This is a genomic window from Ruegeria sp. CDSA246 (genome assembly GCF_059611225.1).
Genome location: NZ_JBXWPD010000005.1, coordinates 195,966 through 217,536 on the forward strand (window position 1 = coordinate 195,966; position 21,571 = coordinate 217,536).

Annotated in this window: 17 protein-coding genes; 10 read left to right on the plus strand and 7 right to left on the minus strand. The window is 58.0% G+C overall.

Annotated elements, in window-relative coordinates:
* Positions 1-113: 113 nt before the first annotated feature.
* Both AC2FI9_RS08300 and AC2FI9_RS08305 read right to left on the minus strand, forming a co-directional pair.
* Entirely contained in the window at positions 114-929 is an 816-nt protein-coding gene (locus AC2FI9_RS08300) for a ferritin-like domain-containing protein (RefSeq protein ID WP_496767054.1), read from the minus strand.
* Between the two features lie 85 nt (positions 930-1,014).
* On the minus strand, positions 1,015-1,476 hold the full coding sequence (locus tag AC2FI9_RS08305) for a peroxiredoxin (protein ID WP_496766997.1): 462 nt from the start codon (positions 1,474-1,476) through the stop codon (positions 1,015-1,017).
* A 68-nt stretch (positions 1,477-1,544) separates the two neighbouring features.
* On the opposite strand from AC2FI9_RS08305, the gene AC2FI9_RS08310 reads away from it, so the two are divergent.
* The 4 genes from AC2FI9_RS08310 (at position 1,545) to AC2FI9_RS08325 (ending at position 8,095) form a co-directional block, all read left to right on the plus strand.
* Positions 1,545-4,928 carry a YhdP family protein gene (locus AC2FI9_RS08310; RefSeq protein WP_496766998.1) on the plus strand — a complete coding sequence of 1,128 codons (3,384 nt, stop codon included), beginning with the start codon at positions 1,545-1,547 and terminating at the stop codon, positions 4,926-4,928.
* Positions 4,929-4,976: 48 nt separating this feature from the next.
* Complete coding sequence (gene queA, locus AC2FI9_RS08315) at positions 4,977-6,023, plus strand: tRNA preQ1(34) S-adenosylmethionine ribosyltransferase-isomerase QueA (RefSeq protein ID WP_496766999.1); 1,047 nt, start codon at positions 4,977-4,979, stop codon at positions 6,021-6,023.
* A 112-nt stretch (positions 6,024-6,135) separates the two neighbouring features.
* Entirely contained in the window at positions 6,136-7,407 is a 1,272-nt protein-coding gene (locus AC2FI9_RS08320; RefSeq protein WP_058273985.1) for an MFS transporter, read from the plus strand.
* A 109-nt stretch (positions 7,408-7,516) separates the two neighbouring features.
* Positions 7,517-8,095 (plus strand): DUF924 family protein, encoded by a 579-nt coding sequence (locus tag AC2FI9_RS08325; RefSeq protein WP_496767000.1) that lies wholly within the window; start codon positions 7,517-7,519, stop codon positions 8,093-8,095.
* Here AC2FI9_RS08325 and AC2FI9_RS08330 read toward each other — a convergent pair.
* Complete coding sequence (locus AC2FI9_RS08330; protein WP_496767001.1) at positions 8,092-8,526, minus strand: hypothetical protein; 435 nt, start codon at positions 8,524-8,526, stop codon at positions 8,092-8,094. The genes AC2FI9_RS08325 and AC2FI9_RS08330 overlap by 4 nt on opposite strands.
* 216 nt (positions 8,527-8,742) lie before the next feature.
* Here AC2FI9_RS08330 and lpdA point away from each other — a divergent pair, with 216 nt between their 5' ends.
* Positions 8,743-10,137, plus strand: coding sequence for a dihydrolipoyl dehydrogenase (lpdA, locus tag AC2FI9_RS08335; protein WP_496767002.1), 1,395 nt, complete (start codon positions 8,743-8,745; stop codon positions 10,135-10,137).
* A gap of 132 nt (positions 10,138-10,269) precedes the next feature.
* On the opposite strand, the gene AC2FI9_RS08340 is transcribed toward lpdA, so the two are convergent.
* On the minus strand, positions 10,270-11,655 hold the full coding sequence (locus AC2FI9_RS08340; RefSeq protein ID WP_496767003.1) for a dipeptidase: 1,386 nt from the start codon (positions 11,653-11,655) through the stop codon (positions 10,270-10,272).
* 333 nt (positions 11,656-11,988) lie between these two features.
* On the opposite strand from AC2FI9_RS08340, the gene hemA reads away from it, so the two are divergent.
* The 3 genes from hemA to ispG all read left to right on the plus strand — a co-directional run bounded on the left by hemA (position 11,989) and on the right by ispG (position 15,749).
* Positions 11,989-13,212, plus strand: a complete 1,224-nt coding sequence (gene hemA / locus AC2FI9_RS08345; RefSeq protein WP_496767004.1) for a 5-aminolevulinate synthase — start codon at positions 11,989-11,991, stop codon at positions 13,210-13,212.
* 129 nt (positions 13,213-13,341) lie between these two features.
* Entirely contained in the window at positions 13,342-14,556 is a 1,215-nt protein-coding gene (locus AC2FI9_RS08350) for a helix-turn-helix domain-containing protein (RefSeq protein ID WP_496723329.1), read from the plus strand.
* A gap of 71 nt (positions 14,557-14,627) precedes the next feature.
* Positions 14,628-15,749, plus strand: a complete 1,122-nt coding sequence (gene ispG / locus AC2FI9_RS08355; RefSeq protein WP_496767005.1) for a flavodoxin-dependent (E)-4-hydroxy-3-methylbut-2-enyl-diphosphate synthase — start codon at positions 14,628-14,630, stop codon at positions 15,747-15,749.
* Between the two features lie 26 nt (positions 15,750-15,775).
* On the opposite strand, the gene AC2FI9_RS08360 is transcribed toward ispG, so the two are convergent.
* The 3 genes from AC2FI9_RS08360 to AC2FI9_RS08370 all read right to left on the minus strand — a co-directional run bounded on the left by AC2FI9_RS08360 (position 15,776) and on the right by AC2FI9_RS08370 (position 19,045).
* Entirely contained in the window at positions 15,776-16,846 is a 1,071-nt protein-coding gene (locus tag AC2FI9_RS08360) for an agmatine deiminase family protein (RefSeq protein WP_496767006.1), read from the minus strand.
* A gap of 61 nt (positions 16,847-16,907) precedes the next feature.
* Complete coding sequence (locus AC2FI9_RS08365; protein ID WP_496723325.1) at positions 16,908-17,666, minus strand: DsbA family protein; 759 nt, start codon at positions 17,664-17,666, stop codon at positions 16,908-16,910.
* Complete coding sequence (locus AC2FI9_RS08370) at positions 17,663-19,045, minus strand: M48 family metalloprotease (protein WP_496767007.1); 1,383 nt, start codon at positions 19,043-19,045, stop codon at positions 17,663-17,665. The genes AC2FI9_RS08365 and AC2FI9_RS08370 overlap by 4 nt, the downstream gene beginning before the upstream one ends.
* On the opposite strand from AC2FI9_RS08370, the gene AC2FI9_RS08375 reads away from it, so the two are divergent.
* Positions 19,044-20,207 (plus strand): pyridoxal phosphate-dependent aminotransferase, encoded by a 1,164-nt coding sequence (locus tag AC2FI9_RS08375; protein WP_496767008.1) that lies wholly within the window; start codon positions 19,044-19,046, stop codon positions 20,205-20,207. The two genes, AC2FI9_RS08370 and AC2FI9_RS08375, sit on opposite strands and share 2 nt — an antisense overlap.
* 66 nt (positions 20,208-20,273) lie before the next feature.
* Positions 20,274-21,494: an N-acetylmuramoyl-L-alanine amidase gene (locus AC2FI9_RS08380; protein WP_496767009.1), complete on the plus strand. Its 1,221-nt coding sequence runs from the start codon at positions 20,274-20,276 to the stop codon at positions 21,492-21,494.
* Positions 21,495-21,571: the final 77 nt, after the last annotated feature.

Here is a 21,571-nt window from a genome sequence, read left to right on the forward strand (position 1 = left end):
TGCATAGAGCGAGAGGGGGCTTTGGGCAAGTTTGTTAGCTTATCGACCTTGCGTTACCGGTTTTTGCCGCCGATTCTAGGCGAGAAATTGCCGATAACGTCAACTTGTGCCCGTTATTGCGCCTGTCCCGGCAATGGCAAATCCTCCGTCAGAGGCCAATAGAAATCCGGCGGCAGCCCGGCCTCGGCCCGTTTTTCTTCGTTAAACGGGGGCTTCAGGACGCCATGGAAATACTGGCGCACCAATTGGTGAAATACATCCTTGGGATCTGCGTTTTCACGCCCACACAGGAAATGGAACCATTTTGAACCATAAGCCACGTGGGCCACTTCTTCGGCATAGATGACCTCGAGCGCGGCAATTGCCTGCTCGGCTTTGGCCTTGCGGAATATGTCGATCATGCCGGGTGTCACGTCCAACCCACGCGCCTCGAGCACCATGGGGACAACCGCCAGTCGCCCCATCAAATCTTCGGTAGTGTCTTCGGCCGCGCGCCACATTCCCGCATGCGCGGGCAGAGCGCCATAGTGGCTGCCCTTGCTTTCCAGACAATCGCAGACCATTTCGAAATGCCGCGATTCCTCTTCGGCGCATTTGACCCAGTCATCGTAGAACCCGATGGGCATCGGCACGTGGCCAAATCGCGCGATGATGTCCCAGTGTAGGTCGACGGCGTTCAGCTCGATATGCGCAACTGCGTGAAGCAGGGCGATACGCCCGGCCTCGGTTCCGGGCTTGCGCTTTGGAACCTCACGCGGCGATAGCAGCTCAGGCTTTTCCGGGCGGGCAGGGTTCAGCGGCGGAGTTGCGGTTCCCACCTCAATCTCAGGCGCGTCGCCCTTGCGCGATGCGAACCAGGCGGCGGCATAGCGCTTGGACAGGGCAGTCTTTTCCCGACCATTCGCTGTTGTCAGGACTTCGGTCGCCATCTGAGTCAGTGTTTTGGACACCGCGTTGTCTCCGTTGGTTGAGATGGACGGCTCATAGACCGGATGACGACCGTGGTCGAGAGGATTACAGGCTGCGCACAGCCTCTAGCACCTCGTCCACATGGCCGGGGACTTTGACTTTGCGCCAGACCTTGGCGATCTTGCCCTCGCCATCGATCAGAAAGGTCGAGCGTTGAATTCCCATGGATTTCTTGCCGTACATGTTCTTTTCAACCCAGACGCCATAGTCCTCGCAGACCGAAGACCCTTCATCCGACAAAAGCGGAGTCGTCAGGCTGTGTTTGGCAACAAACTTGTCGTGCTTGGCAACACTATCCCGCGAGATGCCAAAAACTTGAGCCCCCGCATCACCAAAGGCCTGAAGTTGTTCCGAGAAACCGATGGATTCCTTGGTGCAGCCCGGCGTATCATCGCGGGGGTAGAAAAACAGAACGACGGCACCGCCGCGCAGGTCCGATAGGGTCACTTCGCCGCCGCCGTCGCGGGGTAATGTGAAATCAGGGGCGATGTCTGTTACGTCGGGCATTGGAAACTCCGCTAAAGGATTTTAAGTGCTGCCCGGCATAATAGGGCGACGCGAGCGGGTTGAAAGACTTGGATAAAAAATTGGCTCAGCACGAAGACGCAAGTGGCGACCGGCCCGAGACGCCTGTCCGCCGCCGGTCACGCCGTCGTATCGCCGCGCTCTGGAGCATCGGAACCTTGTTTTTAATGTGCCTGCTGGTCGGAGCGGGCTGGTTCTTTTTGATCGGAAAACAGCTGCACGCGCCGGAATGGGTCACACAGAAAGTAGAAGCGCGTCTGGAACGCAGCCTTGGCGGTCTTAAATTCACCTTTGGGGACGCCAGCTTTATCGTAAACGAAAAGTGGCGCCCGCGTATCCGATTGACGGATGTGACCATCAGCGATGCGGCGGGGCGTCAGATCGTTCAGATTTCGGATTTGCGGACACGCCTGTCGATGCGTGAATTGCTGCGCGGCAAGATCAGACCGCGGCGGATCACTATGCTGGGTGCGCAGATTGCTTTGACCCGTGGTGAGGACGGTGCGCTGTCGCTGACAGTGGGGTCGGGCAGTGCCCCGGTGCAAAAGGCCCCGACGCTGGCACAGCTTATCGAGGAATCGGATGATGTGTTCCTGTCCCCGTTTCTGTCAGGTTTGCGGGCGGTCGATCTGGAATCGTTGACGCTGGACTATCAGGATCTGCGGCTGGGGCGGGCCTGGGTGTTTGACGGCGGGCATATCTCGATCATCCGGGACGGGAATGAAATGCGGCTGGCGACCGGGTTTTCGGTTCTGACCGGGCGCGACTACGCCAGCACGATCGAGGCGAACTATACCAGCGTGCTTGGTACCCCTCAGGCGAGTTTTGGGGTTTCGATCACCGATTTACCCTCGGAAGACATTGCCACCCAAAGCGTTGCACTGGCGTGGTTGCAGGTGCTCAATGCTCCGATTTCCGGCGCGTTACGGGGCAGTGTAGATGGGCAGGCCGCGCTGGGGCCGCTTTTTGCGACGTTGAATCTGGGCGAGGGTGTCCTGCAGCCCAGACCTGAGACGCGCCCGATCGGGTTCGAATCCGCGCGCGCCTATTTCACCTATGACCCCGCGCGTCATGTTCTGGAATTCAACGAGGCCTCGGTCGTGTCCGACGTGGGGGCCGTGCAGGCCGAAGGCAAAGCCTATTTGAACGGGGTCGAAAACGGTGTTCTTGAAAGCCTGACGTCACAGCTGACCCTGAACAGTATCGATATCTACCCCGGTGGTCTGTTCCCGGAATCGCTGGAAACGGCGCGGGCGGATGTGGATTTTCAACTCAAGCTTGCGCCGTTCGAGCTGCAGCTGGGGCAGTTGACGATCACGGATGCCCTGCACGAATTGCACGCAACGGGCAGGTTGATCGGCCAGCCCGACGGTTGGGATGCCGCGTTTGATGCGCAACTGGACAAGATGGGGTCTGAGAACCTGTTGCGATACTGGCCCGAAAGACTGGCGCCGAACCCGCGGAAATGGGTGTCGGAAAACCTGTTCGAAGGTCAGTTTTCAGATGTGGAGTTTTCACTACGCTTGCATCCGGGCAGTAAGCCGGACCTCTATTTGGGCCTTGGGTTCGATGAGGCCAAGATCAGGTTTGCCAAGACCTTGCCGCTGATCCAGGACGGGCGGGGCCGGCTTAGCCTGCTGAAAGATCGCTTTACCGTCACGGCTGAAAAAGGGGTTGTCATCGCCGATCAGGGTGGCGCGGTGGATGCCTCGGGAACCTCGTTCATCATCCCGGATACAACTGCCAAGGGCGGAACGCCTGCGATTGCTCGGATCGAGGCGCGCGGCAGCGTCGAGGCCGCCTTGTCGCTGCTGGACCGACCACCACTAAGCCTGATGTCTAAAGCCAACTTGCCGGTCGATCTGGCGGCTGGTGACGTAAGCTTGTCAGGCACTTTGTCATTGCCGCTGAAAAAGGGGCTGAAGTTTCACGACACAGAATTCCACTACACCGGTGAAATCGACAATGTGCAAAGCGACAAACTTGTGCCTGACTATTCCGTCAGCGCTGATCTTTTGAACCTGTCCGGCAATCAGACCGAGGTGAAGATCGACGGCTACGGCTTATTCGGCCAAGTGCCGATGCAGGTCGCGTGGCGTCAGCCCATTGGCGGGGATGGGCCGCAACGCAGCGAACTGACGGGCCAGATCGAACTGTCGCCTTTGTTGATGAGCGAACTGAAGGTGCCGCTGCCGCCGGGCATGCTGACTGGAAAAGGCACAGCGGATATCACCGTTGGAATCGGCGCGGATGAACCCGTCACACTCTCTGCGACCTCGGACCTCGCCGGGGTCGGAATGGCAATTCCTGAACTTGGCTGGCGCAAAGGGACGGGGGCGACCGGAAAGATGACACTGGACGCCACGCTGGGTGAAAAGCCCAAAGTGGATGATCTGACGCTTGATGTCGCGGGGCTGCGCACTAAAGCCTCGATCTTCTTCCGGGACGGGGGTGCCTTTGACCGGATACGGTTCAGTTCGTTTGATCTGGGCAACTGGCTGGCGGTGCCGGCCGAACTGATCAACACCGGCGGACCTGTCCCCAATATCGTCGTTCAGGGCGGTGTCATGAATCTGGGTCGCGCAACCTTCGGCGAGGGCGGTGGCGGAGGAGGGTCAGGCCCCGGTCCAAGGATCGATGTTCTGTTGGACCGCCTGCAGGTGACCGAAGACATTGCACTGACCGGGTTCCGGGGCGCGTTTCAAACCACAGGCGGGGTGAACGGCACCTTTACGGCCAATGTTAACGGCGGCACGGCGGTCAGCGGTCAGATGAGCCCGCGCGACAGCGGTAGCGCCGTGAACATAAAGTCGAAGGACGCAGGGGCCGTCCTGCGGTCAGCTGGTGTTATCACCCAGGCGCGTGGCGGCAGTTTGGATCTGCAACTGGAACCGGTCAGCGCGCCGGGGAATTATGATGTGATCCTCAAAATACTAAACACACGCATTACCGATGCACCGGCAATGGCCGCACTGTTAGACGCGATCAGTCTTGTTGGACTTTTGGACGAGATGACCGGGCAGGGGATTTTTTTCTCGACTATCGATAGCCGCATGCGGATCACTCCGACCGAAATCAAAGTCCTCAGTGGAAGCGCCGTTGGCCCGTCCATCGGCTTGTCCTTTGACGGCACGATCGACACGGTTGCGGGCATGCTAAACCTGCGTGGCGCAATTTCTCCGATCTATCTGGTGAACGCGATCGGAAGTGTGTTTACGAAAAAAGGCGAGGGGGTCATCGGGTTCAACTACAGCCTGACCGGGCCGCTTACGAAGCCAAAAGTTTCCGTAAACCCGCTGTCTGGCCTTGCGCCACTGTTCCTACGAAATTTACTGCGCGCACCGGCCCCGACTGTATCAGATGGCCCCAATGCGCTGCCGAGAAAGCCGGATGAACCCAAAAAGACCTTTGGTTCTCCGCCCCGGGACAATTGACCCGGATGGGCTGTTGCTGATTCCGATGCGGAATTGTATGGCGCGGCTATGAAACTCAGCGATTTTGACTTCCATCTGCCCGAAGACCGGATTGCCACACGTCCCGCCAGCCCGCGCTCATCCGCGCGCCTGTTGGTGGCCGAAGGTGACGTGATCTCGGATGCGCATGTTTTTGATCTAACCGACTGGTTGCAGCCGGGTGACAGATTGGTGCTAAACGACACGCGCGTCATCCCCGCGCGCCTGAACGGACGGCGCCATCGCAACAGTGCACAAGGACCGGTGTCTGCCGCAATCGAGGCGACTTTGCTGGACCCGCAGGCTGATGGCACATGGGCGGCCCTGATCAAACCGCTGAAGAAAGTGAAGCTGGGCGAAGACATTCAGTTCTCGGATCAGCTGAGCGCCACGCTGGAGCGGGTTGAGGACGGGCAAGCCTATCTGCGGTTCAATCTGTCAGGCGACGATTTTGATGCTGCGCTGGAACAGGCTGGGGCAATGCCTCTGCCGCCCTACATCGCGGCCAAGCGGCCAGCGGATGAGCAGGACAAGACGGATTACCAGACAATCTGGGCCCGCAATTCCGGTGCGGTTGCCGCCCCAACGGCGTCGCTGCATTTTGATGAGGCGTTGATGCAGGCGCTGGGCGCGCGCGGCGTCGCAGTCACCCATGTCACGCTGCATGTGGGCGCGGGCACATTTCTGCCGGTCAAAGTCGAGGACGTGACGACCCACAAGATGCACGCCGAATGGGGCAGTGTCAGCGCCGTCGCCGCGCAAGAAATCCGCGAGACCAAAGCCGAAGGGGGCAGGGTCATCCCGGTGGGCACCACCGCGCTGCGTCTGATCGAAAGCGCCAGCCGGTCGGGGCAGATCGAACCATGGGAAGGCGAAACGGATATTTTCATCTATCCTGGTTTCGAATTTCATGTGACCGACGCGTTGATGACCAATTTCCACCTGCCGAAATCCACCTTGTTGATGCTGGTTTCGGCCCTGATGGGGCTGGAACGCATGCGGCAGGTGTACGCGCATGCGATTGAACAGAAATACCGGTTCTTCTCTTACGGGGATGCGTCGCTTTTGATCCCGTAAGGGACGCGTTGTCGGGATCGAATCTTTTCAATGTCGTAGACAAGCATGACCAAAGCCGTTTTTGATTGCAAAACGGTGTCACAGTCTAGCTCGGAATTTTTCGGAGGCCCCAATGATTCAGGTCCTTTCCAGCGCATGGGCGCTATTGCTTGGTATGGGCCTGTTGATGGTCGGAAACGGTCTTCAGGGGACAATTCTGGGTGTCCGGGGCGAGATTGAGGGGTTTTCGACGCTTCAGATGTCATTCGTGATGTCGGCCTATTTCGTCGGTTTCCTGGGTGGATCACGCCTTGCACCCGAAATGATCCGACGTGTCGGACATGTGCGAGTCTTCGCGGCGCTGGCATCGTTCATTTCTGCCGTGATGATCATGTATCCGTTGATGACCGACCCGGTTATCTGGATTCTGGGTCGTGTCGTGATCGGGTTCTGTTTCTCCGGAGTGTACGTCACTGCGGAAAGCTGGCTCAACAATGCTGCCAGCAACGAAAATCGCGGCCAGGCACTGTCTCTTTACATGATCTTCCAGATGACAGGCATCATCAGCGCACAAGGATTGGTTCTGTTGGGCGACCCGGCCGGGTTCGATACCTTTGTAATCGCCTCCATTCTGGTTTCGGTCTCTTTTGCGCCTATTCTCTTGTCGATCTCACCGACTCCTGCGTTTGACACAACCAAACCGATGACTTTGCGCGAATTGTTCGGATATTCGCCATTGGGCTGTGTTGGCATGTTTCTTCTGGGTGGCGTTTTCTCTGCACAGTTCGGGATGGCGTCGGTATACGGTGCCCGCGCGGGCCTGACACTGGTTGAGATTTCGACTTTTATTGCCGCATTCTATATCGGTGCCCTGGTCTTGCAGTATCCATTGGGATGGATGTCCGACCGCATGGATCGCCGTTTCCTAATCATGCTTGTTGCAGGGGTCGGCAGCTGCGCGGCAGTTGTGGGCTTGGTGTTCGGGGTGACGTTTCCGATCCTGCTGGGCGCGGCCTTTGTGATCGGCGGTATGTCGAACCCGCTTTACTCATTGCTGATCGCGCACGCGAATGACTTTCTGGAACACGAAGACATGGCCGCAGCGTCAGGGGGTCTCTTGTTTATCAACGGCATGGGGGCCATCGCGGGCCCGTTGATCACCGGTTGGCTCATGGGGGATGCGGTCTTTGGTCCTCCGGGCTTTTTCCTTTTCATCGCTATCCTGCTGGTCGTTATGGCCGGCTATGCGCTCTACCGTATGACCCAGCGCGCGGCGATCCCGGTCGACGAAACGGGCACCATGTCGCCGCTCTATCCAACGGCGTCTCCGGTTGTGATGGAATTGGCGCAGGAAGTGGCCATCGAGGCCGCAGAAGCCGAGCAGGAAACGCAAGATGTTGCCTAGAACACGAATTTATGTCGCAAGTGTTGCAATAATTTACTGTTACAATTCTGTAAAACACACTTAAATGAATTTAAGTCCCTTGGGGGGGAAACACGACGGAGTTAAGGGCATGGCAAGTCCTGAAGATGTACTGAGTTTTTGGTTAGATGAGGTTGGTCCCAAGGGTTGGTATCTGCAGGATGACGCATTGGATGCAGAAATCCGCGACAGGTTCCTGACCACATGGGAGGCTGCGAATGAAGGCAAGTTCTCTCTTTGGCTGACCTATCCCAGCGGTGCATTGGCGTACATCATCCTGATGGATCAGTTCCCACGCAACATGTTCCGAGGAAGCGCTGAGGCCTTCGCCTCAGACCGTGCAGCGTTGTCAGCAGCGAAATGCGCGGTGGACAAAGGGTGGGATATGAAGATCGACGAACCGGCCCGCCAGTTCTTCTATCTTCCATTGATGCATTCGGAAAACCTGTGTGACCAGGAACGCTGTGTGCGCCTGATGTGTCAAAACATGACCGATGGCGACGACGGCAATCTGTTGCACGCAAGGGCACATCGCGAAGTGATCCGCAAGTTCGGTCGGTTCCCATACCGCAACGACGCTCTCTCGCGGCCCATGACCGAGCACGAGGCCGCCTATGTCGACATGGGCGGATATGGCGCGACTGTGCGCGAGCTGCAGACAGCCGGCTAGGACGCCGGCACGCAGCCTCGGATTGCAATGATCCGGTCGGCAACAATGTCGGCCGAATTTTCAATTGCAGTGTTGATTAACTGGTCCGGGGCCTCGGTCAACTCGGCTATTCTCGCCTGCGCAGCTTGCAGGTTATTCTCCAAACCATTTAGCTTTTCCAAAGCCTCAGACAGTTTTCGGGCGGTCGCGCTGTCGGCTGCCGTTCCGCTAAGCTGAAGGGATGACAGGTCGCTGCGTAATGCCGTCAGTTCACCGCGTATCCCTTGTACGTCTTCCTTCAGCGGCGCTACGATCTGGACCTTCTCAGCAAACTTGACGGTAATGTCGTCAACTGTAGAAGCCAGCTTCCATCCCAGAAACAGGCATAGTGCAATCAGGATAAGCGTCGCATTCAACAGTGCAAGCAACAGATCTTTAAGCGTTTTGGCCATGGTAAGCCTTTCGAATGACTTGGGTTTCACAAAGTCCGGGCAGGTCAGGTGCGTATCTTCTAGCCATAGGTTCGCGCGCGGTATAGGCTGAAACTTGCGCATTCCGCGCCGGTTTACCCTGCGTCCGTTTTGTCGCGGGAGCAATATGTTGATGCGTTCTTAAAATTAGTTTAATGGTAAACTAATTTCTGAATCGACCTGCGCCGAGAGGGAAACATGGCAGCACAATCTTTTGATCTGATCGTAATTGGCGCCGGTCCCGGTGGCTATGTGGCCGCTATCCGTGCCGCGCAACTGGGCCTGAAAACCGCCGTGGTCGAACGCGAGCATTTGGGCGGTATCTGCCTGAACTGGGGCTGTATCCCGACCAAGGCGCTGCTGCGAACGTCCGAAGTGTTCCATCTGATGGAGCGGGCCAAGGATTTTGGCCTGAGCGCAGACAAGATTGGTTTTGATCTGGATGCGGTCGTCAAGCGTTCGCGCGGCGTTGCGGCGCAGCTGTCGGGTGGCATTGGCCATCTGTTGAAAAAGAACAAAGTGACCGTTTTCATGGGTGCGGCCACGATCCCTGCTAAAGGCAAGGTCACCGTTAAAACCGACAAGGGCACCGAGGAACTGACCGCCAAGAACATCGTTCTGGCCACCGGTGCACGGGCGCGCGAACTGCCCGGATTGGAAGCGGATGGCGATCTGGTCTGGACCTACAAGCACGCGCTCCAGCCGCCGCGGATGCCAAAAAAATTGTTGGTGATCGGGTCCGGCGCAATTGGGATCGAATTCGCCAGCTTCTATAATACCTTGGGCGCAGACACGACCGTGGTCGAGGTTATGGACCGGGTCCTGCCGGTCGAGGACGCAGAAATCAGCGCGTTGGCTAAGAAGGCCTTTACGAAACAAGGCATGACCGTCATGGAAAAGGCGATGGTCAAGCAACTGGACCGCGCCAAGGGTAAGGTCACCGCGCATATTGAGGTTAAGGGCAAGGTCGAAATGCACGACTTCGACACCGTGATCTCGGCCGTGGGGATTGTTGGGAACGTTGAAAACCTTGGGCTCGAGGCCTTGGGCGTTAAGATTGACCGCACCCATGTCGTCACGGATGAATTCTGCCGCACAGGTGTTGATGGCCTTTATGCCATCGGTGATATCGCAGGCGCGCCCTGGCTGGCGCACAAAGCCAGCCATGAAGGTGTCATGGTTGCAGAATTGATTGCCGGTAAACACGCTCATGCAGTGAAACCCGAAAGCATCGCCGGCTGCACCTACTGTCAGCCTCAGGTCGCATCGGTGGGGTACACCGAAGCCAAGGCGAAAGAGCTTGGCTATGACATCAAGGTTGGCAAGTTTCCGTTCATCGGCAACGGCAAAGCCATTGCGTTAGGTGAGCCCGAAGGCCTGATCAAAACGATTTTCGACGCCAAGACAGGTGAACTACTGGGCGCACACATGATCGGTGCGGAAGTTACCGAGTTGATTCAGGGCTACGTAGTGGGACGGCAATTGGAGACCACCGAGGAGGACCTGATGAACACTGTCTTCCCACACCCGACTCTGTCGGAAATGATGCACGAAAGCGTGTTGGATGCCTACGGGCGTGTGATTCACATGTAAGGATGGGGGCTCTGTCCCCGCCGACCGGGCCGGGCGTCTCCCCTGAGAATATTTTAGCCAGATGAAGTAAGGATCCTTCCTTCATCTGGCTTTTTAATTTCCCGGAGCGCGAGGCAGAGCCTCGCAAGTATTTTATTTATTCAATGCATCCAGAATGCGCGCCCACGAGCGAATACCCTTGTGGAAACTTTTCACGTCATATTTTTCGTTCGGTGAGTGGATGGCGTCATCGTCATTGGCATAGCCAACCAGCATCGAGTCCAATCCAAGAACCGAATTGAAATAGCCAACCACCGGGATCGAGCCGCCCATGCCGGTAAAGACAGCTTCCCGGTCCCATTCATCCGACAATGCGCCGCGCGCGGCTTCGAATTCCGGCCGGTCGAGGTTCATGACCGACGCAGGCGAACCTTCAAGGTCGTTGTCCCAGACGACTTTCGCGTCCGGCGACAGGCGATCTTCGACATGTTTACGGACCTTGTCGCGCAGGGCATCGGGGTCCATGTCGCCGACCAGCCGGCAGGTGATCTTGCAATGTGCTTCGGACGGGATCACGGTTTTTGATCCCGCGCCATTGTAGCCACCCCACAAACCGTTCACTTCCAGTGTTGGACGCGCCCACTGCTGTTCCAATGTGGAATAGCCCTTTTCACCATGGGGTTGCGAATAGCCAACCGAGTTCAGGTATTCCGCCTCATCAAAACCGCAGTTTTCCCATTGGCGCAGCTGCTCGGCGGGCACTTCGTGTACACCTTCGTAAAATCCGTCAACGGCCACGCGACCGGTTTCGTCATCGTAGAACGAGGCGACGATCTTCGACATCTCACGCAGCGGATTCAAGCCCGGGCCGCCATAGTGGCCGGAATGCAGATCGATGCGTGGGCCGATGATAGTGAACTCATCCTTGAGCATGCCGCGCAATTGCGAGGCGATGGAGGGCACGCCACGCGAGACCATCGAGGTGTCGCAAACCAGCGCAAGATCGGCTTTCAATTCGTCTTTGTTGGCTTCGAGGAACGGCACCAACGAGGGTGAGCCGGATTCTTCTTCGCCTTCGAAGAAGAACGTGATGCGGCAGGGTAGGGTGCCGTGGATCGCCTTCCATGCGCGGCAGGCCTCAACAAAGGTCATCAACTGGCCTTTGTCATCCGACGAGCCGCGGCCGCGGATGACCTGACCGTTGTCAGTATCTTCCAGCGCTGGGTCGAACGGGTCACGGTTCCAAAGCTCCAGTGGATCAACAGGTTGCACGTCGTAGTGGCCATAAAACAAAACATGCGGGCCGTCGCTGCCCTCGCCCACATGGCCAACGACCATCGGGTGGCCCGGCGTTTCGCGCTTTTCGGCCGTAATGCCGATGCTTTGCAGGTCTGTGACCAGCCAGTCGGCGGCCTGATCAACCTGCTCTTTGTAGGCTGGGTCGGTCGAAATCGATGGGATGCGCAGAAATTCCATCAAACGGTCGATGGACGTGGACAGATCGGTGTCGATCCTGCTCAGAACAGCGTCTAGTGACATGAGCCTCTCCTGAATGGCGTGAACTGGTGCGGAACCTATCAGCACCGGCGGTGCCGTCCAGTGCGTATCGACGGGATTTGGGGTATACTATCGGAAACGGGACATGTGACTTTGGAACGCCTGCGTCGTTTCCTCGCGTCTGATGGCCGTAACTTTACTTGTCCCGTGGCAAGATCAGGGATAATTGATGCAAATCAATGTCGCGACTCCGACAATGCCGCTACTCAAGGCATTCAAGGGGAAGCAAACCGCAGAGACAGAATGTATGGTCATCTGGGGGAGTAACGGGTTCGGCAACCAGCAGGTCAATGCCGGGCACAGAAGGAGAAACCGGTGGACTATACTGCTCAGCTCGATTCAGCGATTGCCAGGCTGCATGACGAAGGTCGTTACCGGACCTTTATTGATATCGAACGCCAGAACGGTCATTTCCCGCATGCTGTACGGACGCGTCCGGACGGCTCGCAGCAGAATATCACGGTGTGGTGTGGAAACGACTATCTGGGTATGGGCCAGAACCCGGTTGTTCTGAATGCTATGCATGATGCCGTTGATGCTGCCGGTGCAGGTTCCGGCGGAACGCGCAACATTTCGGGCACCACTGTCTATCACAAGCAACTTGAAGCTGAGTTGGCGGATTTGCACGGTAAAGAAGCGGCGTTGCTGTTCACCAGCGCGTACATCGCCAATGACGCGACGCTCAGCACGTTGCCCAAGCTGTTCCCGGGCCTGATCATTTATTCTGACGCGCTGAACCATGCCTCGATGATTGAAGGCGTGCGCCGCAATGGCGGCGACAAGCGAATCTTCCGTCACAACGACGTCGCGCATCTGCGCGAGCTGCTTGAGGCCGACGATCCTGCGACACCCAAACTGATCGCTTTCGAGTCGGTATATTCGATGGACGGCGATTTCGGCCCGATCGAAGAGATCTGCGACCTGGCAGATGAATTTGGCGCGCTGACCTATATCGACGAGGTGCACGCGGTCGGCATGTACGGTCCCTGTGGTGGAGGCGTGACCGAACGTGATCGCTTGGCGCATCGCATCGACATCATCAACGGAACATTGGCCAAGGCTTATGGCGTGATGGGGGGCTATATCGCCGCCAGTGAGAAAATGTGTGACGCTGTGCGTTCTTACGCGCCGGGTTTCATCTTCACGACATCGTTGCCGCCGGCCGTTGCCGCAGGTGCTGCCGCATCTGTCGCCTATCTGAAGGGTGCGTCGGAATTGCGCGAGCAGCACCAGACTCAGGCCAAGGTGCTCAAGCTGCGACTGAAAGGGATGGGTCTGCCGCTGATTGATCACGGCAGCCACATTGTACCGGTGATCGTTGGCAATCCGGTGCACACCAAGATCCTTAGCGATAAGCTGTTGGATGACCATGGAATCTACGTCCAGCCCATCAACTTCCCGACCGTGCCGCGTGGTACGGAACGCCTGCGTTTTACCCCGTCACCGGTCCACGGACCGGGTGAAATGAACCGACTGATCCATGCGATGGACGAACTTTGGTCACATTGTGCGCTAAATCGCGCCGAACTTGCAGGATAACCTCACGCCAAAGTGTGCAATGCATTTGTCGCGTGTTAAGCTTACGCTAACAAAAGAGACGCACGAATCGTTAGGTAGGCGATTCGCCGTTGGCGTGTAACACGCGTAAGGCAGAATGGGGCAGCAGGAATGATTGGGCGCAGATCACAGCGCGATTCCGAACAAGACACGGACGTCCGGCCAAAGGGCTTTGACGACTATGAGGTGCGGCTTGGCGACAGGATGCGCGGCGAACGCGCGACGATGGGCAAGTCTCTTCTGGATGTTCAGCGCGAACTGCGGATCAAGGCCAACTACATCGCTGCCATTGAAGACGCTGATCCTGATGCGTTTGACACACCCGGCTTCATCGCCGGGTATGTGCGTTCTTATGCGCGCTATCTGGGCATGAACCCGGATGATACTTTTGCCACCTTCTGCGCCGAGAGCGGCTTCGAAGTTGCCCATGGTATGTCAGCCGAGGCTTCGGTTGTGCGCAAACCATCCGGCGGGTTGCCCGCGCGGGGTCCGATGGGGCGCGATCCGTTCATCTCGCCGAATACACCTTACATCCCAGGCAGGGAATCTCTGGTCAGCCAGATCGAACCCCGTGCCATTGGCTCGTCTCTGGTTCTGCTGGCGGTAATTGGCGGCATTGGCTACGGCGGCTGGGCCGTCTTGAACAAAATCCAGCAGGTACAAGTAAGCCCGGTTGAACAAGCCCCGGTGGTTCTGTCCGATCTCGACCCGTTGGATGCAGCCCGCGCTCCGGTAGAAGTTGCCGAAGCCGCAGATGCCACCGCACCGACCCCTGAGGCGCTGGATCGTCTTTATCGCCCACAGGCGCTGGATGTTCCGGTTCTTGTGGCACGTGACGCTCCGATTGCTACGCTGGACCCGCGTACCGTGGGTACGTTCCGTCCACCAGAGGCACCACGGATTGAAGTGGCCGAGGTGCACACAGTTGAACGCCTCGCATTGCCGCAGGTAGTCGAGCAGGTTGATACCGCGCTCAAAATTGTTGCCGTTGCACCATCTTGGATGCGTATTCGCGCCGCAGATGGGAGCGTCCTATTCGAAGGTACGCTAGGCACAGTCGAGCAGGGCAACACATTCGAGATACCTCTGACCGAAGAACCGCCGCAGCTGCGCGCAGGGGCTTCGGGGTCCGTTTATTTCTCGATGAACGGTGAGCATTTCGGGCCTGTTGGCGCGCCGGGCACAGTGACCAAAGGTGTTCTGCTGTCCAAAGACGCGGTTGCCGAACGCTATGAGGTTGCCGATCTGGAAGCCGAACAGAATAGCGCCCTCAAACAATTGGTGGCCGAACTTCAGGCGGAAGTACCTGAAACGCCTGCTGAGTGATCTGGCCATTGCGGTGGCCGGGTAGGCGGACTATTTAAAGACGCAACTCAGGCAGCTCTGGACCCGTCCTCATGTCCCTTAATCATGTCCGCCCGTGGCGAAACATTTATCGCCGCAAATCCCGCCAGATCATGGTCGGGAATGTTCCGGTCGGGGGCGACGCGCCCATTGCTGTTCAGACCATGACCAACACGCTGACAACAGACGTTGCTGGGACCGTTGCGCAGGTTCAAGCCGCCGCCGAAGCGGGCGCTGATATTGTGCGCGTGTCCGTCCCAGATGAGGCGTCATCGAAGGCGTTGAAAGAGATTGTGCGCGAAAGCCCGGTTCCCATCGTGGCCGACATCCACTTTCACTACCGTCGGGGCATCGAAGCTGCCGAAGCGGGGGCTGCATGTCTGCGCATCAATCCAGGCAATATCGGCGATGAAAAGCGTGTGAAGGAAGTCATCAACGCCGCGCGCGACCACAATTGCTCGATCCGGATCGGGGTAAACGCGGGCAGTCTGGAAAAGCACCTGCTTGAGAAATATGGCGAACCATGTCCCGAGGCGATGGTCGAAAGCGGGTTGGAGCATATTCGCATCCTGCAGGACAACGACTTTCACGAATTCAAGATCAGCGTGAAGGCCAGCGACGTCTTTCTGTCCGCAGCGGCCTATCAGGGCATTGCCGAGGCCACGGATGCGCCGATCCACTTAGGCATCACCGAGGCGGGCGGGCTGGTGTCTGGCACCATCAAATCGGCCATCGGGCTGGGTAATCTGCTGTGGATGGGTATTGGCGACACGATCCGTGTCAGCCTGTCCGCTGACCCGGTCGAAGAAGTAAAGGTGGGCTTCGAGATTCTGAAATCCCTGGGCCTGCGCCATCGCGGCGTGAACATCATCTCGTGCCCCTCCTGCGCGCGGCAGGGCTTCGACGTGATTAAAACGGTCGAGGCGCTGGAACAGCGTTTGGAACACATCAAAACGCCGATGAGCCTTTCGATCATCGGTTGCGTGGTGAACGGGCCGGGTGAGGCGTTAATGACCGATGTAGGCTTCACCGGCGGCGGGGCCGGATCCGGTATGGTTTATCTGGCAGGCAAGGCCAGCCACAAGATGTCGAACGACCAGATGATCGATCACATCGTCGAAGAGGTCGAGAAGAAGGCGGCGGAACTGGACGCCGTGGCTGAGGCGGCGGAATAGTTGATGTCACTGACCCTTGGGTCACTTCAGGCGGCGGGCATTTGTTGCGTTGCGCAGTGAATACCGCCACCAAATTCGCCTAAAATATCGACGTTCAGTGCCACAACTTCGCGCCCCGGGTAATGTCGGGACAGGGCGTCGCGCGCGATGGTGTCGGTTTCTTTGTCACCGAATTGGGCCATGATGACCGCGCCATTGCAAACATAGTAGTTTGCATAGGACGCCACGAACTCTGGATCTTTGACCCGCCTTCTGACTGGTTCCGGAATAACCTCTACTTGTAAACCTTCCGCAACCAATCGGTCATGCGTGTCCAATGCCGCAAGGTGGAAGGGGTCCTGAAAATCAGGTTCGTCTGGAAGGTTGACCAGAACACGACCCGGTCCGGTAAGGCGTGCCAGACTGTCGATATGGTAGTCGGTAATGTCTTCGCCCCAAACACCCTCGGACCAAATCATGCGGTTTGCTCCGTAGGCGGCCAAAAGTTTGGCTTCGATCTCGTTACGGGACTGGCCAGGGTTGCGATTGCCATTCACCCATGAGCTTTCATGCGCAATGAGCAGGCCGTGCCCGTCTTGCTCAACACCTCCACCTTCACCGTTCAGGCCGGACGGAAGGAGCGGCAGGCCCAGTCGTTCAGCAACGCGACCAGCGACACGAGCGTCCTGTTTGTGTGCTTGCTTCTCACCCCAGCCATTGAACTGGATTTTGCGGATCGCCATGTCACCGCCGTCTGAGATCAAAAAGATCGGTCCGGAATCCCGGCACCAAAGGTCTTCGGTTGGGACGTCCCACAATTCAACTTCCGTTGAAAGTTTTTCACGCGCTGCCGAATGCTGTTCGGCGGCAGCCAGCATCGTCACCGGTTCAAATGGCGATATCGCATTGGCAATATCGGCGATTGTTTGCTGCACCAGATCACGCAAGTGGGCATCTGGATACACATTGCGGCTTACTGGCCACTGCATGAAAGTGCGTTGGTGTCGTGTTTCTTCCGCGGGAACAAAATAGCCCAAGCCAGCTTGGGCAAAAGGTTGCTGTGTGACACTCATTAACCCAATCGCCCCGCCGGACAGCAGAACTTCCCTACGCTTCATTGTGAAAACCCCAATAGGCTCTTGGGTGAAGAGCACCTCAGCGTGAGGTGCTCTTTGTTCATCAACCCTGTTCTGCGCGCACACCGTCCGCAATCTGCTTCATCTGATCCGCTGGCAGGAACCCACGCAGCATTTCGGTGCCCAGAACAAATGAAGGTGTTCCTGAAATCTGCATACGCTGCGCCAGCGCACGGGTCTGACCGATTTCATCCGTAACCTGTTCGCTGTCCATGGCCGCAATGATCGCATCGCTGTCCAGGCCGAGGCCATCCGAGATCCGGCGCAGGGAGACTTCGGAAGGCTCTCCACCGAATTCCATCAGGGCGTCATGGACCTGTTTGTAGGCGTCAGCGCCAGCCACATGTTTGGTTGCGACCGCAAAACGCGAAGACAGGACCGAGGCGTCGCCCAGGATCGGGAATTCCTTGATTACAAGGCGGATGTTGCCATCTTCGGCCAACAGGCTCGCGACCTCGGGCACGGCGCGGCGGCAATAGCCACAGCGGTAATCCATGAACTCGACCAGAGTGATGTCGCCATCAGGGTTGCCGCCGACCCAGCTATAGCCGTCGTTGAACAACTCGTCTGCGTTGGCCGCGACCAGATCCTTATCTGCGGCGGCTTCGGCAACGGCGTTGCGCTGTTCAAGGATGTTGATCGCTTCGATGATCACTTCGGGGTTTTCCAGAAGGTACTCGCGCACCTGCTCACCGAACTGCTCGCGTTCGGCATCGCTCATGGTGCTCAGGTCCAGGGCCTGCGCGGGGCCGGTGATCAGGGAAAGCCCCAGAAGGGCGGGTGCAGCATGTCTGAGGATCATTTCCGGTTCCTTTTCTCTTTCTTCGCTCGTTCCGAGGCAATCAACACATCCTGTGCCCGTTGCCAACCAGGTGAACCTTCGGGCAATTGCCCGACGGCGCGTTTTGCGTGAATGCCTGCATCGACCAGGCGGCCTTGCAGGGCATAGCGTTCTGCGGTCACAGCCGAGGCCATGCCGTTATTTCCGACCTTGGCATAAGCCATTCCAAGATCTTGCATCAGTCGTGCATTGCGATAGTCCCGCGCGCGCGCCTTTTCAAGCACCTTCAGGGCGTCGGTCGTGTGCCCATCTGCCAGCAAGGCGCGCCCGTACCCCGCCAGAAGCAACGGATCATTCGGAGACATTTCAACTGCCTGTCCGTAAGCTTTAATTGCGTCTGGCAACTTTCTGTTTTCCAGTAGAATTTGCCCTTTTAATTCATAAAAGAACGGATCATCGGGCCGGATTTCCAGCGCGCCGTCGATTGCGGTCCTTGCGCGGGCCAGATCGCGGTTCTGATGATGGGCGGCGGCTTCGCGCATCAGGCGGATGTCCTGTGCGCTTTCCTCTTTTAACCGGCGCAAGGTCCAGCCCGGCGAACGCAGGAAAGCCGATAGTTTGCCCTTGACCCGCGCAAACCAGTAATCGGCGTTGGGGTTGGGTAAGGCATGATCGCTGAACTCGCCCACAAACGCCTCAGCGGCGCGCAGCCGTTCGCGGCTGGTGGGGTGGGATCGCATATAGGGGTCTTGGTTGGCGGTGTTCAGCAACTCCTGACCTGCAAACTTTTGGTGAAGGGCAACCATCCCGCTGGGTGAGATCCCCGCCGCGCGCAGGTAGCTGGCAGAACTGCGGTCGGCCGATGCCTCTTCTGCGCGTGTGTGCCCGAGGAAACTGCGCAGGGCAGACGCGGATGTGCCGGCGGCGATTCCCGCTGCGGCCTCGCCACCACCTGCGGCTGCGGCAATCAGGGCCAGCGCAGTACCCAGCTGGGCTTTGCGTTGTGCGGCGCGCATGTTTTCAACCCGTCTGGCCAGATGGCCGTTGGCGATATGGGCCGCCTCATGCGCGATCACGGCCTGCAGCATCTCAGGGCTTTCGACGGTCAGGATTAGTCCGTAGTTTACGTATATCGCGTTGTAATCAATGACAAACGCGTTGAAGGTGCTGTCGTTGACGACCAGAATTTTCACCCGGTTTGTGTTTAGCCCAGCGGCCCGCAGAATGGGAAAGGCCAGTTCGCGCAACCCGTGCTCGATATCGGGGTCGCGGATCAGGCTTTGAGCGCTGGACTGAAACGCACTGCCCATCCATGTCACTGCAATCAGCAACAGGGCCGGGATTGACGCCAGCCTGGATAAGCGTTCAAAAGCCATGGCTGCAACATGGGAGATGGGCATGAGAAACTCAACCCGATCCGGGGTCGATCCCTTTATCGTGATGGATGTGATGGAGGCCGCGCGCCGCGCTGAAGAGGCCGGGCGGCACATCATCCATATGGAGGTCGGCCAGCCGGGGACGGGCGCGCCCAAGGGGGCCGTTCAGGCCTTGGCCAGAGAAATGGATCAAGGCCCGCTGGGCTACACCGTGGCTTTGGGTCTACCCGCGCTGCGGCAACGGATCGCAAGCCTGTACGGTGAGTGGTACAACGTCGATCTCAACCCCGACCGCGTCGTGGTTACACCAGGGTCGTCCGGCGGGTTTCTGCTGGCTTTCACTGCCCTGTTCGATAGCGGTGACCGCGTGGGTATCGGCGCGCCGGGCTATCCGTCTTACCGGCAGATTCTGAAAGCGTTAGGTCTGGTCCCTGTCGATCTGCCCACTGCACCTGAGAACCGGCTGCAACCCGTGCCATCCGATTTCGCAGGGCTCGACCTGCAGGGCCTGATGGTTGCGTCGCCTGCGAACCCCACGGGCACGATGCTGGATCACAGAGCCATGGGTTCGCTAATAGACGCCGCACAGGGGCAGGGCGCTTCGTTCATCAGCGATGAGATTTACCATGGGCTGGAATATGAGGCCAAGGCCGTCACCGCGCTGGAGCTGACTGATGACTGCTATGTGATCAACTCGTTTTCCAAGTATTTCTCGATGACTGGGTGGCGCGTTGGCTGGATGGTGGTTCCCGAAGATCAGGTGAGGGTGGTTGAACGGATTGCCCAGAACATGTTCATCTGTGCGCCGCACGCCAGCCAAGTGGCTGCGCTGGCGGCAATGGATTGCAACGATGAATTGCAGGCTAATCTGGATGTCTATCGCCGCAACCGCCAATTGATGCTGGAAGGGCTGCCCAAGGCCGGTTTCACCAATATCGCGCCGCCGGATGGGGCGTTTTATGTCTACGCCGACGTTTCGGACCTGACCGACGACAGCCGCGCCTTTGGAGCTGAAATTCTGGAAAAGGCCGGGGTAGCCGTCACGCCGGGGCTGGATTTCGACCCGCTGCGCGGTCATACGACGCTTCGGTTCTCGTACGCGCGCTCGACGGTGGACATCGAAGAGGGTCTGCAGCGACTGCACCGCTTTATGGCGGATTGCGGTGCGATTACGGAGCAGGCCTGAGCCGTTCACAACGGGCTCCGGATGCGATAGGGTGCCAGACAAACGATCTCGGGAAAACTTGAGGCCATGAGCAGGATCATTTACGCCATTGCGCTGTTTTGGGCGCTGTCGACGGCTGCAGTCGCGCATGACTTCAGCGCGCTTGCGCGCGTGTTGCCGGATGACAGTCGCATTGTGGACGAAGGTCGCGCAGGGGTGAGGGTCGATCTGGGCCTCAGCCAAGGCGTGCCTTACCGCGTGTTCACATTGCAAGATCCCTACCGCATGGTACTTGATTTTCAAGAGGTTGACTGGACCGGGCTTGATCGCGAAACACTTCTGCAGACCGATCGTATCAGCGGTGTTCAGTTCGGAGCATATGTTCCCGGCTGGTCTCGGATGGTTCTGGAGCTTGGCGCGCCTTTGGCCGTCGACCGCGCCGAGATGAAAATTGATGAAACGGCTGGAGGGGCGCAATTGTCGCTGCTTCTGCAAGGAACCGAATTCGATTCATTCGCTGCCGGTGCAGGGGCACCCCGTCAACAAGGTTGGGATCTGCCTGAACCCGCAGTAACCCCTGCCCAGCCGCGCCGCGGCGGGGCAGGCGCGTTGCGGGTCATGCTTGACCCCGGTCATGGCGGCATCGACCCGGGGGCCGAGGTCGACGGGTTGGACGAAAAGACCCTGATGCTGACCTTCGCGCGCGAACTTCGCGAGCATTTGTTGCGGACCGGAGGGTTCGAAGTGGTGATGACGCGGGTTGATGACCAATTCGTCTCGCTCGAACGGCGCATCGCGCTGGCGCATAGAGCCGGTGCCGATGTGTTTATCTCACTGCATGCAGATATCCTGTCTGAAGGGCGGGCGCATGGTGCCGCAGTATATACTTTGTCAGACGAAGCATCAGATGTGGCCAGTGACAAGCTGGCGGAACGTCATGACCGCGGTGATCTGATCTCGGGGATTGATTTGAGCGGTGCGGATGACCAAGTGGCCGATATCCTGCTGGATATCGCGCGGCAGGAAACCAAGCCTCGAACTGATGCGTTGGCCCGTGCGCTGGCTGATGGCATGACACAGCAGGGCGGCCCGATGAACAGTAGGCCGATCCGCACGGCCTCCTTCTCGGTTCTCAAGGCAGCGGACATTCCTTCGGTTTTGGTCGAGCTTGGATTTCTCTCCAGCCCTCGGGACCTGCAGAATATCAGGAACCCGAAATGGCGCGTTGGAATGGCGCAGGGCATTGTCGATGGTCTGCAGAAGTGGCGGCAAGATGACCTGATCAAAAGATCCCTGATTGGTCAGTGACCCTGCGACGTAAACCGGCTATTATTGGCCATCGTGTTTTGACCCTGCGCCGGGCCATCACTATATAGGCGTCACCG